The sequence below is a fragment of the Nitrobacter sp. 62-23 genome (assembly GCF_001897285.1).
In the GTDB taxonomy this organism is placed as follows: Bacteria; Pseudomonadota; Alphaproteobacteria; order Rhizobiales; family Xanthobacteraceae; genus Nitrobacter.
Map to the genome: position 1 here is coordinate 1 of NZ_MKSM01000003.1, position 13,490 is coordinate 13,490.

Sequence of the window (13,490 nt, forward strand, 5' to 3'; positions counted from 1 at the left end):
GACATCTTCATGTCGGCCGTCTGCATCGCTGCCGCAATAACCTGGTGGACGGCCAATTGAGTCTCGACCCTAAAGCGCCTCGTCGACCGGCCGCGCCAGCGCAACCTGCTTCTGATCGGCTTGGGCGGCGTCGGCATAATGGGACTTGCATTCGCGCAAGCCATGTTCAAGCAGAAGGTATCGGTCGCGGACCTGAGCGCGGCTGCGCGGGAGACCGCGCTTGCGAACGGCGCGGCGGTCGCCTACGACCCATCGGAAGCCGATATCGCCCGGCGCATCATCAAGGAAAACGACGGAGGCTTCGACGCTGTCGTCGATTTCGCCGGCAGCGAAAAATCGCTGAACTTTGCGGTCTCGACCGTCGCTCGCGGCGGAAAGATCGTGGTCTCAGGGTTGATGGGCGGCAATTCCAACCTCCCGATCGTTCAATGGATTTACAAGCGCATGACCATTGAAGGCTTCATGGTCGGCACACTTGCCGAGGCGCGGGAGGTAATGGCGCTGGCGCGATCCGGCAGGATCAAGCCGCCCCCTGTGAGGGAGGAGCCGATGGGTGACGCCCGGAAATGGATGGAGCAGTTGCGGGCTGGCAAGGTGGTTGGCCGCGTCGTGTTCAAGAATTGACGGACGAACCGGACGAGCACGACACCCTACTCGCAAAACGAGTATGTCTCGCGCGCCGCCAGCCTCAATTAAGCCTCAGCCCTTCCGGATTTGTGGCGCAATGCGACCCCAGTATTTCCTGACAATTTGGCGAAAACGCCATCGCGTTCATCTCGTCATTTACCGGGGATGCTCATGTCAAACCGTTCGGGGAAATTGCTTTCAACCTTTTTTATCGCATCGTTCGCCGGCAGCATGCTCGCGATCGCCGCGCACGGTCCGGCACGCGCGGACGATAGCTGCCTGCCGGGTCCGAAAGCCACAACTCCGCGCGGTAGCCATTGGTACTATCGCATCGAGCCGGGAACGAAACGTCAATGCTGGTACCTCAGCGCAGAACGCGGCAAGATCGCCCAGAAACCTGCTGCCAAGCCGCGATCACCTGCTCCGGCGCCGGACAAACTGGCCGAGACGCCTGCGGCGCCATCCTTGCAACCGTCCGTCGCCAACGCCCGCGCGGAATTCGACGACGTGGCGCGCAATCAAGCCAACGCCAGCTCTTCGCCGCCGGCCGACACGACTTTCACAAGTGTGACTTCCACAAGTGTGCATGAGCAGGCGAGCACCAGCCCCTCGCCAGCCGACACGGCTCCGTCAGCCGAAGCGCAGACCGTCGATACCGCGCCAGCGGCCGTGACCGCGCGCTGGCCCGATCCGGCAAACACCACGGCTCCGCCGATCCAGATGGCGGAGCAACAACAGCCGACCGCGCCGGAAACCGTGACGTCCGACCCGCAGTTGCAGAACGATCAGACGCCGCCCGCGGTCGCAACCGCGCCAGCTCCGCAGTTCCTGGCCGAACGCAGCGAGCCCGGCCCCGCCGTCGGCATCGTCCGCGCTCCGGAATCCGAGCCAGCGTCGTATTCGATACTGTTCCTACTGGGCGGGCTGGCCATCGCCCTGGGCTTCGCGGGAATTCTCGGATTTGCGATCGTCAGGTTGGGAAGCCTGAGCGACGTCATGCGCACCCTTCCTCGATCGGAAGCTAGAGGGGACGTGGTCGATACCGGGCTCGTTCCGCCATGGCAGCGGCGTACTACCGACGTCGCGCCGACACCGGCCCGCGATCCTCTCCGCGCGCGGAGGGAGATCGAGGCGCAATCGCGCGACATCATGGAACTCCTGTCGCGAGCCTCGCGCGGAGCGGCGACGTAGCGATTATGACTCGAGTTGCTTCTGCAGTTCGCGCACGAACGCCGTCAACCCCGTACGGCGTGCGCGCTTGAGCCGCTCAGCTTTCAGGATCGAGTGCACCTCGGCAAAGGCTTCATCGACATTCTGGTTGATGACGATGTAGTCGTATTCCGCCCAATGGCTCAGTTCATGCGCGGCGCGGTCCATTCGTCCGCGAATGACATCGTTGGAATCCTGGGCGCGGGTGTGCAGACGGCTTTCGAGGTCGGCCGCGGACGGCGGCAGAATGAAGACGCTGACCACATCCGCTCGGGCTTTCTCGCGCAATTGCTGCGTACCCTGCCAGTCGATGTCGAACAGCACGTCACGACCTGATGACAGCGCCTCCTCCACCGGGATGCGCGGCGTACCGTAGCGATTGTCGAATACTCTGGCCCACTCCAGCAACTCACCGCGCTGGACCATCTGCTCGAAAGCCTCATTGTCGACGAACCTGTAGTCGCGTCCGTCGACCTCGCCCGGCCGCATCGGTCGCGTGGTGGCGGAGACCGACAGGGTCAAACCCCGGACACGCTCGATCAACAGCCGCGACAGCGTGGTCTTGCCCGCTCCGGAAGGCGACGACAGCACGAACATCAGGCCGCGCCGTTCAACTCCATCGAAGCTCTGGCGGTGAGCAGCCATCGATCACTCCAAATTCTGGACCTGTTCGCGAAACTGCTCGACGACGTTTTTCATCGCAAGGCCAATGTTGGTCAATTCGAGGTCGTTCGACTTCGAACAGCAGGTGTTCACTTCCCTGTTGAATTCCTGCGCGAGAAAATCGAGCCGCCGTCCGACCGGGCCGCCTCCTCCGATCAATTCCCGCGCCTGCGAAACATGCGAGGCAATGCGGTCGAGTTCTTCGCGGATGTCGGCCCTCGCGGCGATCAACACGGCTTCCTGATTGAGCCGGTCCTGATCGAAGCGGTCCGATGTCTCGAGCAGTGCGGCTATCTGTTCGGCGAGCCGTGCTTTCACCGCTTCCGGCCGCCGGCCGGGCACGGCCTCCGCCTTGCACGCAAGACCTTCAATCTCATCCATCCGCTGCAAAAGGATCTGGCCGAGCGCCACGCCCTCACGCTCGCGCATATCGATCAGGCTAAGCAATGCCTGTTCGAAAGCCTCGGCGACGGCGGCCTTCGCGGCCTGCTCTTCCACCTCGTTCGCTTCCGGTTCAACGACTTCAAGAACACCCTTGATCGACAGCAATCCGTCGATACTGGGCGCGACCGCATCGATCCTGCCCGACAAATCGGCGGCGACCTTCAGGATAGACGCCAGCACGTCCTCGTTGATACGTATGACGGAAGCGGCATTGCTGCGCTTCACGGTCAGATTGGCGTAGACGGTGCCGCGAGCCAACACCTGGGCCGACCGCCTGCGCACCGTTGCATCGATATCGTCCCAGCCCTGCGGCAGCCGTGTTCGAAAATCGAATCCCTTGGCGTTCACCGATTTCAATTCCCATTCGAACGCATAAGGCCCGCTGGCGCCGTGGCTTCGCGCAAAGCCGGTCATGCTCGACAACGCCATCGCGTGGTTTTCTCCGAAGCGTTTTAGATCTGAAATTCGTGGGAACGGACGTTCCCACGTTAGAGTGTTTCCGAGCGAAGTGAAATCCGCTTTCCGGGTCAAACCCGGTCGCCGCGTGACATACGGCGTCTATTGCTGGATCGTATTCCGCGAAGGATTCGTCGCGCCCGGCCGGGTCCGTTTCCGCGGCGCTGGTTTAGCGGCAGGCTTCTCTTCCACCACGTCCGCATCCGCCGCTGGCGGTGCCGTTGCCGCCGCCGGTGGCTGCGATGTCGACTGCGGGGGCGATTGCGGCGGATCGTCCGCCGGCTCGGCCGTATCGTTCTCGATCTGCTTTTCCATGGTCCGAAGCCGGGCGACGTTCTTCTGGTGCTGCTCGTAGGTCTCGGTGAAGCTGTGCCCGCCGGTGCCGTCCGCGACGAAGAACAGGTCGCGAGTCCGCGCCGGATTTGCCGCAGCTTCGAGTGAGGCCCGGCCGGGGTTCGCGATCGGTCCGGGCGGCAGCCCGTCGATCACGTAGGTATTGTACGGGGACGGTTGCGCGATCTCGCTGCGCCTGATCGGCCGTCCCAGCGTTCCCTTGCCGCCGACCAGGCCATAGATGATCGTCGGATCGGACTGCAGCTTCATTTTCTGCTTCAAGCGGTTGGCGAACACCGCCGCGACCCGGCTGCGCTCATCCGCCCTGCCTGTTTCCTTTTCGATGATCGATGCGAGCGTGACGAGCTGTTCGGGCGTCTTGACAGGCGTATCAGGGGTGCGATGCTCCCAGATTTCCGCGAGTACGCGCTTCTGCGCCTGTTGCATGCGCTGGATCACCTGCTCACGGCTCGTTCCTCGCGGGAATTTATAGGTCTCGGGCAGCAGCGTGCCTTCCCGCGGAATCTCGCGAATGGTCCCCGAGAAAATCTCGTTCTCGGACAGCCGCGCGACGATCTGCTCGGAGGTCAAGCCTTCCGGAATCGTCACGAGATGCTGCACCACCTTGCCTTCGACAATGGTGCCGATGACGTCGCGCAGACTGGCGTTCTTCTGGAACGCATATTCGCCCGGCTTGAGGCCGGCGCTCGCTTTCAGTGCGAACACGCCTCCGTAAAACGCCCAGCGATTGTCGTCGATCACGCCTTCACGCTGAAGAATCTCCGCGATGTCGCTCATACCAGCCCGCGCCGGAATGTTGACGATCCTGTCTTCCTGCAACGGTCCGGGCGCCTCGATCTTCTGCTTGCCGTAGATATAGATTCCGCCAACGCCAAGCATCCCGATCAGCACGAGCGTGATGATCGCGTTGCCGGCTATCACCAGCGGACTGCGCGCACGCGCGGAGCGCTTCGGCGGCGGCGGCACTTGTTCCGGTTCGAGTGCGGCACGCGGACTGCGCGGAGAAATGGGCGGTCTCTCAGTCATCGATGTAACCTGAATCCTATCGGTTCAATCGCGGCCGGCGATTCCTTGCCCCAGCCACAGCAAACGCCCGCTACTAGGATTTATCATTGAATGCGGCGAAACGGTGGATTTGCTACCGTCACGCGTTAATCGGCGATGCGCCGCATGATAACAGACGCATTGGTGCCGCCGAATCCGAACGAGTTTGACAGCACCACATTGATCTCACGATTCCGTGCCTTGTGCGGGACGAGATCGATAGCGGTTTCCACGGAAGGATCATCGAGATTGATTGTCGGCGGCGCGACGTTGTCACGAATCGCAAGGACACTGAAAATCGCCTCGACCGCGCCGGCCGCGCCGAGCAGATGACCGATCGACGATTTGGTCGACGACATCGAAATCCTTGATGCGGCGTTGCCAAGCAAACGCTCGACTGCGCCCAGTTCGATTTCATCGCCGACCTGCGTCGACGTGCCATGGGCATTGATATAGTCGATGTCCGACGCGGAGACCCCTGCGCGCTTCATCGCCGCGCTCATGCTGCGATATGCGCCGTTGCCGTCAGGCGAAGGCGAGGTGATGTGATAGGCATCTCCCGACAGGCCATAACCCGTCACCTCGGCGTAGATTCTCGCGCCGCGCTGCCGTGCGTGCTCGTACTCCTCGAGGACAACGATCCCCGCGCCCTCTCCCATCACGAAGCCGTCGCGATTCTTGTCATAGGGACGCGAGGCTTTCTGCGGCGTGTCGTTGAATCCGGTGGACAGCGCGCGCGCCGCGCAGAAGCCCGCCATGCCGATGCGACAGATCGGCGACTCCGCGCCGCCCGCAACCATGACGTCGGCATCGCCTAATGCGATCAGGCGACTGGCATCACCGATCGCATGCGCGCCGGTCGAACAGGCCGTCACCACCGCATGGTTCGGTCCCTTCAGTCCATGCTCGATCGACACGTAGCCCGAAGCGAGATTGATAAGGCGTCCCGGAATAAAGAACGGCGACACCTTGCGCGCTCCCCGCTCCTTCATGAGGACCGCGGTGTCGGCGATTCCGGAAAGGCCGCCGATGCCGGAACCGATCAGGGTGCCGGTCGCGCAACGATCCTCCTCGGTCGCCGGATGCCAATTCGCATCGTCGAGCGCCTGCTTCGCGGCGCTCATTGCGAAGATGATGAAATCGTCGACCCTGCGCTGGTCCTTTGGCTCCATCCACTGGTCGGGATTGAAGGTTCCGTCAGTCCCGTCGCCGCGCGGAACGACGCAGGCGATTCGGCACGGCAGGTCGGCAACGTCGAAGGTTTCGATCTGCTTCGCGCCGCTCTCGCCGTTGAGGATTCGTTTCCAGGTCGGCTCAACGCCGCAGCCTAGCGGCGACACCATGCCCATACCCGTAACGACGACGCGCCTCATAGGAAAAACTCCCGCCTCCTTGCCAGCCATAAGGAAAAGCCGGTGGACCGTTCCGTCACGGTCCGCCCGGCTTCATCAAGACCGCGCGAGAGCGTCAGCTTTTCGCGTTCTTCTCGAGGAACTTGGTGGCATCGCCAACGGTCAGAATCGTTTCCGCCGCGTCGTCGGGAATTTCGCAGCCGAATTCTTCCTCGAAGGCCATCACGAGTTCGACGGTGTCGAGACTGTCGGCGCCGAGATCGTCGATGAAGCTGGCATTATCGACGACTTTCTCGGGCTCTACGCCAAGGTGCTCGACCACGATCTTCTTAACCCGCTCGCCAATCTCGCTCATTATCAAACCTCGCGCTTGTTCAATTGGACCCGACCGCAAAACCAGCCATCGTGGAGCATTAAGCAGCTAGTTCCTGTCGCTATTGCAGTCGTGTAGAATTTCGGTCTGTTCCGCCTTGAGAGGGGTGCGGACCGGCAAACGACGGCAGTCTCCGCACCGCCAATATACGGGGTTTCAAATTCCTGCAATGGCGTTCTTCACCCACCCGTTATTCGTCCGGTTATCACACATCGAAAGCTTTGACCACAAGCCCCCGGCGGATGGGCCAAAAACCCCTCAAATCATTGCCATTCCGCCGTTGACATGAATGGTCTGTCCGGTCACGTAAGCCGCTTCGTTCGAACTCAGATAGACCGCCGCCGCCGCGATATCCTCCGGCGTCCCCAGCCGCGCCGCCGGGACTTTCGTCAATATCGCCTCGCGCTGCTTGTCGTTCAGCGCGTCGGTCATCGGCGTCGCGATAAATCCGGGTGCGATGCAGTTGGCCGTCACCCCGCGCTTGGCGTATTCCGCGCCCAGCGTCTTGATCATGCCGATCAGCCCCGCCTTCGATGCGGTGTAATTGCCCTGTCCGGGATTGCCGGTCACCCCGACCACCGAGGTGATCGCGATGATACGGCCGAAGCGCTTGCGCATCATGAGTTTGGTCGCGGCGCGCGCCAGGCGGAACGTTGCGGTCAGATTGACCCGGATGACATCGTCCCAATCCTCGTCGCGCAGTTGCACGAACAGATTGTCCCGGGTGATGCCGGCATTGGCGACGAGGATATCGACCTGCCCCAGCGCCTTCTCGGCTTCGGGCACCAGCGCCTCGACTTCCGCCGTCTCGGACAGGTTGCAGGGCAGCACATGGACGCGTTCGCCAAGCGACCCCGCCAGAGCCTCCAGCACCTCGCGCCGGGTGCCGGAAATTGCGACCGTCGCACCCTGCGCATGCAGCGCCTTCGCAATGGCGCCTCCGATTCCACCGGTCGCGCCAGTCACGAGCGCGGCCCTGCCGCTCAAATCGAACATATCGCCCCCGTTGGAGATTCCCGAGTTAAAATAAAAACCGCAAATCGTGCCCCGTTTGCCGCAAGGAAATACCGCTCGTCAATAACCCTGCGCGATCTTCCGGCCGTTCCGCAGGAAACGAGCAGGTTTCAACTGCGCTGGCATGATGCAGATTCATCGTCAATTCAGGTCGCAAGCTCTTACCACCCTTAACCACATCCGCTCTGCTTCCATCGCATGCATGGAAGGTGATTGCGATGTGCGCGCTTCAATTTTTTGTCCTGATTGTCTGTATCCTGATTGTCTGTGCGCTCGCCCTGTACAGCGTTCGTGCTTGGCTGTTGCTCGTGAATGAGGAGCGGCAAAACACCTGTCCGCTATGCGGTTTGGCTATGCCGTTGGACAAATCCGCAACTGCCGCAAGGCCAATCCGCCGATGCCCGCATTGCGAGACAGAAGCCGACCCGCTCCAAACGTCGGCGAGCGGCTGGATCAACAGCACGCTGAGGCCGCCCGACTGAGTTTCGCCGGCTGACGCGCATAGCAAGCCCTGCGGCGTCTGAGCCTCTCTTGATCTCAGCGCGTGGCGGCGATCGCATCTCTGGCGGCTGCGATGTCGCCGGGACCACCGACCGTGACGCCGACAGCGCCCGTCGCGATACGCTTCACGAGGCCTGTAAGCACCTTGCCCGAACCTATTTCCAGGAAATGCGTCACGCCGTGAGCGGCCATATAGGCCACGCTTTCGCGCCAGCGCACCGTGCCGGTGACCTGTTCCACCAGAAGTTTCCGGATCGTGTCGGGATCGCTGACCGGACCGGCGGTGACATTCGCAACCACCGGCACCACCGGCCTGTTGACAGTGACCTTGGCCAGCGCCTCCGCCATGACATCCGCCGCCGGCTGCATCAGCTTGCAGTGAAACGGCGCAGATACCGGCAGCAGCATCGCGCGCCTGGCGCCTTTGCTTTTGGCGATCTCGACTGCGCGGTCGACCGCCGCTTTGTCGCCGGACACGACGACCTGGCCGCCACCGTTATCGTTCGCGGCCTGGCAGACCTGGCCCTGCGCGGCTTCGTCGGCAACCGCCACGGCGGCCTCGTAATCGAGACCCAGCAACGCCGCCATCGCGCCGACGCCCACCGGGACCGCCTTCTGCATGGCGAGACCGCGCGTCCGCAATAGCCGCGCCGTGTCGGGGACGCTCAGGCTGCCCGCAGCCGCGAGCGCCGAGTATTCCCCGAGCGAGTGTCCGGCGACAAAGGCGGCATCGCGCGCCACTGAAAATCCGGCTTCCGCCTCAAGCACGCGAAGCGTGGCGATCGACACAGCCATCAAGGCCGGCTGGGCGTTCTCCGTCAGTTGCAGGGTTTCGGCGGGTCCGTCCCAGATGACAGCGGTCAGTTTCTCGCCGAGAGCGGCGTCCACCTCGTCGAAAACGGCTTTCGCGGCGGGAAAGGCCTCGGCGAGCGCTTTGCCCATGCCCACGGCCTGAGACCCCTGACCGGGAAAGGTAAATGCCGCCGTCATGGAATTGCCCCCTTGAATCGGGGCGAGAGACACCGCGCGTCGGATGATGTCAAGACGGGGCGCGGGTCAAGGCGGTTCGGACAATCCAGGAAGAAGCGGGGAACCGCACCGCGTTCCCTTGCCTTTGGGTTGAAAATCCGTATAAGTCCGCGCCATCCGTGGATCCCGGCCGGGAGCTGAACGGACGGTCTCAGCAATTTCATCTGCCAATTTCACGTTGTCAGGCGATATTGATGCGGCAGGACCCGTCGGTCCGTCGTCCCGTGCTTCCGCCTTCTGAGCTTATTCCCGAGTCCTTTCCGAAGGTCTCGAAGGGCTTGCCGCCGAGATTCGCGCCAACTTGAGGAAAGGACACCCATGCCTCTTTACGAGCATGTTTTTCTCGCGCGTCAGGATGCGAGCTCCCAGCAGGTCGAGGAGTTGACCAACCAGATCACCGGCGTGATCACCGGATTGGGCGGCAAGGTCACCAAGACCGAGAACTGGGGCGTGCGCTCGCTCACCTATCGCATGAAGAAGAACCGCAAGGCGCATTTCGTGCTGCTCAACATCGACGGCCCCTCCACGGTGGTCAACGAAATCGAGCGCCAGGAACGCATCCACGAGGATGTCATCCGCTATCTCACCGTCCGCGTGGAAGAACACGAGGAAGGCCCCTCGGCGATGATGCGCAAGGCCGAGCGCGACGACCGCGGCGGCGGTTTCCGTGGTGACCGCGAAGGCGGCGGCGGCTTCCGCGGCGACCGCGGTCCGCGTCGCCCGCGCGAAGATGCCAGCCCAGTGGTTGAGGAGTAAGAATCATGGCTGATGCCGGTGCTCGCCGTCCGTTCTTCCGCCGTCGCAAGACCTGCCCGTTCACGGGTTCGAATGCGCCGAAGATCGACTACAAGGATTCCAAGCTGCTGATGCGTTACGTCTCCGAGCGCGGCAAGATCGTGCCGAGCCGCATCACGGCGGTATCCGCCAAAAAGCAGCGTGAACTCGCGCGCGCCGTCAAGCGAGCGCGATTCCTCGGCCTGCTTCCTTACGTCATTCGCTAGAGGGTATGCGCTAGAGGGCATGATCCCGAAAAGCGGAAACCGGTTTTCGGATAAGATCATGCTCAAATCAAAAAGACAGGCTGGCGTCTGATTCAACGAATGGGATCAGAATCTCATTGACGATCGGCGGCGGCGTTCACGCCGCCGTCCGCCATTTTTCATAAGGCTTCCGGATAGTCCGCCGGTCGCCGATGGTTGGGGTTCAAAAAAAACCTCTAACCGCTCGAAGGGAGCGGGACAGCTGATGGTCATGAATCTCCTCATCGCAGCCGCTGCCGGCTGCGCCTCGGCGCTGATGTTCGCCTCGATCATTTCGGGAGCGCTCGTCTCGCTGCTGCTGTTCTATCTGGCCCCGCTGCCATTGATGGTCGCGGCGATGGGATGGGGACCGACCAGCGCGGCAATCGGCGGCGCCCTGGCCGGCGTCGGTCTCGGCGCCATGTTCGGTCCGCCCTATTCCGCCGCCTTCGTGCTGACAGTCGCGCTGCCTGCGTGGTGGCTCGGGCATCTGGTCCTGCTCGGCCGCCCTGCCCCGGCTGATGCGCCGCCGCAAAAGATCGGCGCAACGCCGGCCGGGCCGCCACCGGTTGACTGGTATCCGCTCGGACGCATTCTGGTCTGGATCGCGTGCTTCGCCGCCCTGACCACGACTGCCGCGCTGCTCACGCTCGGTTCCGACGCATCGACGATTACGGAGACGCTGCGCCACGGATTGATGCGCATCGTCGACGCCCAGGACTCCGCATCAAGTGATCGGACCTCCGAGGTCGTTGATGCCTTCGTGGCGATCGCTCCCGCCGCCGCCGCAACGATTGCGATGACGACGTTGACGCTCAACGTATGGCTCGCAGCCAAGGTCACCGCCGCCTCGGGCCGGCTGCGACGCCCCTGGCCCGACATGAAGACGACGACGCTTCCGCCGATGGCGCTGGTTGCGACGACGGTGGCGCTGGCGCTGTGCTTCGTCGGCGGACTGCCGGCGATCCTGGCCCAGATCGTCACCGCGTGTCTGATGATGTCGTACGCGCTGATGGGTTTTGCCGTATTGCATACGATCACCCTCGCGCAACGCGGTCGCAGGCTGTGGCTCACCAGCGTCTACGCGATCGTGCTGGTGTTTGTCTGGCCCGTCATCGCCATTGTCGGCATCGGCATCGCCGATGCGATTTTCGGCTTTCGCCAACACTACATGCAACGGCGCATGCCCCCGCCGCTCGCACCTCGATCGTGAACTCGACTCAAACTCCCTCAACTCCGAACAAGGAGATCGAACATGGAAATCATTCTACTGGAACGCGTGGCCAAGCTCGGCCAGATGGGCGATGTCGTGAAGGTGAAGGACGGTTTCGCCCGCAACTTCCTTCTCAAGCGCGGCAAGGCCCTGCGCGCGACCGCCGACAACCGCGCCAAATATGACGGCATGAAAGCCGAGCTTGAAGCCAACAATATCAAGGCCAAGGGCGAAGCCGCCAAGGTCGCCGAGAAGATTGACGGCCGCGACATCGTCATCATTCGCCAGGCGTCCGAGACGGGTCAGCTATTCGGCTCGGTCACTGTGCGCGACATCGTGGCTGCGCTGGCCGCGGACGGCATCACCGTCAGCCGCCCGCAGGTCTGGCTTGATGCACCGATCAAGGCGATCGGGCAGCAGAAGCTGACGGTCGCGGTCCATCCCGAAGTCGAAGCTTATATCGCGGTGACTGTCGCCCGCAGCGCCGACGAGGCCGAGCGCATCAAGCGCGGCGAGGATATCAGCACCCGACAGGAGGATCGCGACGCCGCCGCGGAGGCGATCGCCGCCGCCGGCGAATTCTTCGATCCGGAAGCGCAGCACGACGATGTTGGCGAAGCCGGGGACGAGCAGAACGCCGAGGAAAAGTGAAATACGCGTAGCGGAGAACGCTTCAGCCCTCGGGTGTCTGGAAGCGACCTCTATGAGTTGACGCGTTTTCTCCGTGCCTAAAGCGTTTTTCGAGCGACGCATGTCCTCGGGCTTGACCCGAGGATGGATACCGGTTCGCGTGAAGAAAACGCGTCAAATCAAGAGCCTAGAGCCTTTCACTGTTCCATGAAACGGTGAAAGACTCTAGAGCATGATCTCGAGAAACCGGTTTTCAGAAGATCATGCTCCACAAAAAGATAGGCGATCAATCTGATTCAACGCGGGTAAAACGGACTCTAACCGTTATGTCCTCCCCGGGTTGAGCGTGAGGAGATGCATCATCGCCAGAAACGCTATTGTGGTCCGGTTCTAGCCTTTGCCCCGCTTCGGGCAATGCGACCTGTCCAAAAATCAAACGGCCGGCACTCTATGCCGGCCGTTTGATCGTTTGCGGTAAACCTTTAAACCTTGAGCGGTTCCTTCGAGATACCGTCGCCGGGCTTTGGCTTGCGCTTGCGGGCGCCGCCCGGAAGGTTCTCGGGCTTGGGCGTGACCGGTCCCTCGACGAACTCGAAACCGATCTTCTCGAGATCGACGCCCGCGACAGCCTCGTCCTTGACCACGACGACGCGAACATGGCCGCCGCCCTTGAGCTTGCCGAACAGCACTTCGTCCGCCAGCGGCTTCTTGATGTGCTCCTGGATCACCCGCGCCATCGGACGCGCACCCATCTGCTCATCGTACCCGTGCTCGATCAGCCACGCCTTGGCAGACTCGGACAGTTCGATCGTCACGAAGCGGTCAGCCAACTGGGCTTCGAGCTGAAGCACGAACTTCTCGACCACCATGCCGATCACTTCGGTGCTGAGATGCCCGAACGAGACAGTAGCGTCGAGCCGGTTGCGGAACTCAGGCGAGAACTGCCGGTTGATGGCTTCTCGATCGTCCCCTTCCCGCTTGTTACGCGTGAAGCCGAACGCCGCCTTGGCCATATCGGAGGCGCCTGCGTTGGTGGTCATGATCAGGATCACGTTGCGGAAGTTGACCTGCTTGCCGTGGTGATCGGTGAGCCGGCCATGATCCATGATCTGCAACAGCACGTTGTAGACATCCGGGTGCGCCTTCTCGATTTCGTCGAGCAGCACCACGGAATGCGGATGCTGGTCGACGCCGTCGGTCAGCAGGCCGCCCTGATCGAAACCGACGTAGCCGGGAGGCGCGCCGATCAATCGCGAAACGGTATGACGCTCCATGTATTCGGACATGTCGAAACGTAGCAGTTCGACCCCAAGCGCCTCCGCAAGCTGTTTGGCGACCTCGGTCTTGCCAACGCCGGTCGGGCCGGAGAACAGGTAGGAGCCGATCGGCTTCTCCGGTTCGCGCAGGCCGGCGCGCGCCAGCTTGATCGACGCCGTCAGGGCTTCGATCGCTCGGTCCTGACCAAACACCACGCGCTTGAGCGTCTGCTCGAGGTGCTTGAGAACCTCGGCATCGTCCTTCGACATGCTCTTCGGCGGGATACGGGCCATGGCCGCGATCGT

12 protein-coding genes and 2 pseudogenes (1 of these 14 running past the window's edge) are annotated in these 13,490 nt (G+C 62.3%); 6 read left to right on the plus strand and 8 right to left on the minus strand.

The annotated features are described in order from the left end of the window. Window positions 1-69 precede the first annotated feature (69 nt). Window positions 70-624: pseudogene (locus BGO16_RS00245) on the plus strand (zinc-binding dehydrogenase); the annotation flags it as partial. Between the two features lie 174 nt (window positions 625-798). Beyond that, window positions 799-1,818 (plus strand): hypothetical protein, encoded by a 1,020-nt coding sequence (locus BGO16_RS00250; RefSeq protein ID WP_292616049.1) that lies wholly within the window; start codon window positions 799-801, stop codon window positions 1,816-1,818. A 3-nt stretch (window positions 1,819-1,821) separates the two neighbouring features. Here the strand turns inward: BGO16_RS00250 and gmk are convergent, their stop codons facing one another. The 7 genes from gmk to fabD all read right to left on the minus strand — a co-directional run bounded on the left by gmk (window position 1,822) and on the right by fabD (window position 9,027). Continuing rightward, entirely contained in the window at window positions 1,822-2,481 is a 660-nt protein-coding gene (gmk, locus tag BGO16_RS00255) for a guanylate kinase (protein ID WP_292616051.1), read from the minus strand. 3 nt (window positions 2,482-2,484) lie between these two features. Next, window positions 2,485-3,372 (minus strand): YicC/YloC family endoribonuclease, encoded by an 888-nt coding sequence (locus BGO16_RS00260; RefSeq protein WP_292616053.1) that lies wholly within the window; start codon window positions 3,370-3,372, stop codon window positions 2,485-2,487. Between the two features lie 129 nt (window positions 3,373-3,501). After that, window positions 3,502-4,779: an endolytic transglycosylase MltG gene (gene mltG / locus BGO16_RS00265; protein ID WP_292616055.1), complete on the minus strand. Its 1,278-nt coding sequence runs from the start codon at window positions 4,777-4,779 to the stop codon at window positions 3,502-3,504. A 125-nt stretch (window positions 4,780-4,904) separates the two neighbouring features. Continuing rightward, window positions 4,905-6,170, minus strand: a complete 1,266-nt coding sequence (fabF, locus tag BGO16_RS00270) for a beta-ketoacyl-ACP synthase II (RefSeq protein ID WP_292616057.1) — start codon at window positions 6,168-6,170, stop codon at window positions 4,905-4,907. A gap of 94 nt (window positions 6,171-6,264) precedes the next feature. Beyond that, window positions 6,265-6,504, minus strand: a complete 240-nt coding sequence (locus tag BGO16_RS00275) for an acyl carrier protein (protein ID WP_006610957.1) — start codon at window positions 6,502-6,504, stop codon at window positions 6,265-6,267. 276 nt (window positions 6,505-6,780) lie between these two features. Further along, on the minus strand, window positions 6,781-7,518 hold the full coding sequence (fabG, locus tag BGO16_RS00280) for a 3-oxoacyl-[acyl-carrier-protein] reductase (RefSeq protein ID WP_292616059.1): 738 nt from the start codon (window positions 7,516-7,518) through the stop codon (window positions 6,781-6,783). 555 nt (window positions 7,519-8,073) lie between these two features. Then, window positions 8,074-9,027, minus strand: a complete 954-nt coding sequence (gene fabD / locus BGO16_RS00285; protein ID WP_292616061.1) for an ACP S-malonyltransferase — start codon at window positions 9,025-9,027, stop codon at window positions 8,074-8,076. Between the two features lie 357 nt (window positions 9,028-9,384). Here fabD and rpsF point away from each other — a divergent pair, with 357 nt between their 5' ends. The 4 genes from rpsF to rplI all read left to right on the plus strand — a co-directional run bounded on the left by rpsF (window position 9,385) and on the right by rplI (window position 11,949). Then, window positions 9,385-9,822, plus strand: coding sequence for a 30S ribosomal protein S6 (rpsF, locus tag BGO16_RS00290; RefSeq protein ID WP_292616063.1), 438 nt, complete (start codon window positions 9,385-9,387; stop codon window positions 9,820-9,822). Between the two features lie 5 nt (window positions 9,823-9,827). After that, the gene (gene rpsR, locus BGO16_RS00295; RefSeq protein WP_009799569.1) at window positions 9,828-10,067 is read left to right on the plus strand and encodes a 30S ribosomal protein S18; all 240 of its coding nucleotides are present in this window, start codon (window positions 9,828-9,830) and stop codon (window positions 10,065-10,067) included. A 244-nt stretch (window positions 10,068-10,311) separates the two neighbouring features. Beyond that, window positions 10,312-11,298 carry a hypothetical protein gene (locus tag BGO16_RS00300; protein WP_292616065.1) on the plus strand — a complete coding sequence of 329 codons (987 nt, stop codon included), beginning with the start codon at window positions 10,312-10,314 and terminating at the stop codon, window positions 11,296-11,298. Between the two features lie 42 nt (window positions 11,299-11,340). After that, a complete protein-coding gene (gene rplI / locus BGO16_RS00305; RefSeq protein WP_292616068.1) occupies window positions 11,341-11,949 on the plus strand; it encodes a 50S ribosomal protein L9 in 609 nt (202 codons plus the stop codon). A gap of 461 nt (window positions 11,950-12,410) precedes the next feature. On the opposite strand, the pseudogene BGO16_RS00310 reads toward rplI, so the two are convergent. Further along, window positions 12,411-13,490, minus strand: a pseudogene (locus tag BGO16_RS00310) (ATP-dependent Clp protease ATP-binding subunit); it runs 1,205 nt beyond the window's last position.

Coding starts and splice junctions, on each gene's coding strand:
- BGO16_RS00250 (WP_292616049.1), top strand. CDS start 799: ATGTCAAACCGTTCGGGGAAATTGCTTTCAACCTTTTTTATCGCATCG.
- gmk (WP_292616051.1), bottom strand. CDS start 2,481: ATGGCTGCTCACCGCCAGAGCTTCGATGGAGTTGAACGGCGCGGCCTG.
- BGO16_RS00260 (WP_292616053.1), bottom strand. CDS start 3,372: ATGGCGTTGTCGAGCATGACCGGCTTTGCGCGAAGCCACGGCGCCAGC.
- mltG (WP_292616055.1), bottom strand. CDS start 4,779: ATGACTGAGAGACCGCCCATTTCTCCGCGCAGTCCGCGTGCCGCACTC.
- fabF (WP_292616057.1), bottom strand. CDS start 6,170: ATGAGGCGCGTCGTCGTTACGGGTATGGGCATGGTGTCGCCGCTAGGC.
- BGO16_RS00275 (WP_006610957.1), bottom strand. CDS start 6,504: ATGAGCGAGATTGGCGAGCGGGTTAAGAAGATCGTGGTCGAGCACCTT.
- fabG (WP_292616059.1), bottom strand. CDS start 7,518: ATGTTCGATTTGAGCGGCAGGGCCGCGCTCGTGACTGGCGCGACCGGT.
- fabD (WP_292616061.1), bottom strand. CDS start 9,027: ATGACGGCGGCATTTACCTTTCCCGGTCAGGGGTCTCAGGCCGTGGGC.
- rpsF (WP_292616063.1), top strand. CDS start 9,385: ATGCCTCTTTACGAGCATGTTTTTCTCGCGCGTCAGGATGCGAGCTCC.
- rpsR (WP_009799569.1), top strand. CDS start 9,828: ATGGCTGATGCCGGTGCTCGCCGTCCGTTCTTCCGCCGTCGCAAGACC.
- BGO16_RS00300 (WP_292616065.1), top strand. CDS start 10,312: ATGGTCATGAATCTCCTCATCGCAGCCGCTGCCGGCTGCGCCTCGGCG.
- rplI (WP_292616068.1), top strand. CDS start 11,341: ATGGAAATCATTCTACTGGAACGCGTGGCCAAGCTCGGCCAGATGGGC.